Annotated in this window: 1 protein-coding gene and 1 pseudogene; both read right to left on the reverse strand. The window is 47.9% G+C overall.

Annotation, left to right across the window (positions count from 1 at the left end; genetic code table 11):
- Positions 1-297: pseudogene (locus tag R7F07_RS24710) on the reverse strand (UPF0758 domain-containing protein); the annotation flags it as partial.
- 113 nt (positions 298-410) lie between these two features.
- A partial coding sequence (locus tag R7F07_RS24715; protein WP_318110599.1) for a methyl-accepting chemotaxis protein occupies positions 411-1629 on the reverse strand: 1219 nt, incomplete at its 5' end.

Consider the following 1629-nt stretch of genomic DNA (forward strand, 5'->3'; position numbering starts at 1 on the left):
CACGCTTGAGGGTTTCCGCCAAATATCGCTGAGTCATTTCTAACACCGCTTGCAATTGCACATATTGGCCTGCCCTAACCCTTTATGCTGACAAAACTCCTGTTCTGAAGCGGAGAACAACTGCCTAAGCGAACCAAAATCTTGAATAAGGAAATCGGCCAACTCAATCACGTTCATGCCTTGCGTGCCCGTACGGAGGAATATCGCCAGTAATTCGGCATCGGTTAACGCCTGCGGCCCACGTTGCAGAAGTTTCTCTCGTGGCATCGACTCATTTGGCAAAGCTTTGAGTATCATCGGAACTCTCTTTGAAGGTAAGAATCCCTATTCCACAAAACAGAAAGCGAAAGTCGAGGGTGACTTTCGCTTTCTTCGTTCCACTCTGATTTTATGTGCAATTTAATGGTTCATCAGAGTTTAAAGTTGCCGACCAGATCTTGAATTTCCGTGCCGGATTGTGACAACTGAGTGCTGATCGTTTCTGCGTGTTGCAAGGTATCATTGATGTTGTTGACGATCTGTTGAATCGCCACCAAGTTCTGGTTGATGTCTTCCGCCACCGCACTTTGTTCTTCTGCCGCTGATGCGGTTTGAATTCCCATATCGCGAATTGTACCAATAGAATGGTGAACACCAGACAAAGACTGTTGAATCAGTGCCGACTCTTCAGCCGTTTTCACGCCTCGTTCTTGACTGGCGGACATAGTCGTGACGGCTCGAGATACACCACTTTGTAGCTGTTTAAGCATATCGCCAATTTCATGAGTGCTATTTTGCGTACGGCTCGCTAGTGAACGCACTTCATCGGCCACCACTGCAAATCCACGCCCTTGCTCGCCCGCTCGCGCAGCTTCAATTGCCGCATTGAGCGCCAATAAGTTGGTCTGCTCAGCAATCTCGCCAATCACATCCAATACTTTGGTAATCTGCTCCGTTTGCTGACTCAACTCAGAGATAGCATCCGATGTGCTGTTGATCTCTGTAACCAACTCAGTAATGCCTTGAATCGCTTGTTCAACCTCTCGCTGGGCTTCGGTGACCTGATCGTTCGCATCGTCAATGGCCTGCGCAGTGGCATTTGTATTGCTCGCGACTTCTTTTGCCGTCATGCTCATTTCTGTTACGGCTGTCACCACTTTATCCGTTTCCAAACAGTGACTCTGCATTTGACCGCTCGCTGTGCGCGTTTGATCATTCAGTTCTTCAGAAACTGTTTGAACGGCAGAAGCAGATTGATGAATGTCCTGCATCAGTGGGTGAAGTTTATCCATAAACTCATTAAAGGCAGCCGCGACTTCGCCAACTTCGTCTTTACTTTCCACTTTTAGACGCGCAGTTAAGTCACCGCCACCCGCAGCAACATCTTTGAGAGAATCGGCGACGTGCTGAAGTGGTTTAATGCCTTTCGAGACAGCAATACTGGTTAAGATGCTGGTAATAATCAGGCCAATCACCGAGATTGTCACCGCAGATAAAGTGTGTTGATTTAACTCTTGCGTGCGCAATTCACGCTGCATGGCAACTTGTTGGTCGATGTCATCAATGTAGATCCCAGTACCAAGCACCCAGTCCCATTTTTGTAGATACTCAGCGTAACCCAATTTCGGTGCCTGAGCGTTGATGGTTGGT

The organism is Vibrio sp. YT-16, from assembly GCF_033337405.1.
GTDB lineage: Bacteria > Pseudomonadota > Gammaproteobacteria > Enterobacterales > Vibrionaceae > Vibrio > Vibrio alginolyticus.